The 856-nt window shown below is 66.1% G+C and carries 1 pseudogene; it reads right to left on the minus strand.

Features of this window, described 5'->3' with window-relative positions:
* Positions 1–856, minus strand: a pseudogene (locus EOA60_RS37995) (hypothetical protein); the annotation flags it as partial.

Consider the following 856-nt stretch of genomic DNA (forward strand, 5'->3'; position numbering starts at 1 on the left):
CGCCACCGCCGGGCACCAAGAGGGTTCCGGCGGTTCCGGTTCCCACCCCCTGGCCGCCCGCTCCAAATGAGTTGGTGCCGCTGGAAGAACCGCCAATGCCGCCGGTAGCGACGGCAAGAGCGCCGAAAGAGGTTGTTCCGCCGGAACCGCCGATGAGATCGGAACCGGATGATGGATTGGGGACGCCGCCGGCACCGATGGTGACGGTCTGCTGCGAGACCGGGCCGAAATAGACCGCCGTTCCGCCCGCGCTTCCGCCGCCGCCGGTGAAGCCGTTTGTCGTGGCATTGCCGCCGCCTGCGCCGCCTGCGCCCGTGGCAAAGACGAGCATGCTCTTGGCACCGACCGTGGGCGTGTAGGTTCCGCTCGCCGTCATGACGCGCATGGCCTTCATCGCGCCAGGGAGAATTGTGGCGAGCGCCGCTAGCGTGACCTCGCGATCCGCACCGTCCGACACCACATGCAGCGGAAGGCTGTCGTTCAAGGAAAGTGCTCCGGTGGGTGCCGGCAAACTCGTGATGCTCAGCGAAAGGACCTGCTGATCGGTCGCGGCAAGGCCCGCGTTGGCGGCTACGGTCACAGCCGGGTTAAGCAGACGGAACGACGTCGTTGCGTTGTTGAACTCCAGTATGCCGGTGGCACTCCCTGGCCATTGCTTTGCCGTCAGCGCGGTCCCGTCCATGTTCACGATAGGATGGGTGCCCAGCCCGTCAATGTTGCCCGTCATGGCGCCGTTGTTGTCGAAGGCGGCCTTCTGGACGACGAAGATCTGGCCGTCGACATAAGCGCTCGGCCCCGGCAGGACCGTGGCGGTGCAGACATTGGCCGAGCCCGCATCGGTACCGACCATGATGGG

It is taken from the genome of Mesorhizobium sp. M1A.F.Ca.IN.020.06.1.1, assembly GCF_004023265.1.
GTDB lineage: Bacteria > Pseudomonadota > Alphaproteobacteria > Rhizobiales > Rhizobiaceae > Mesorhizobium.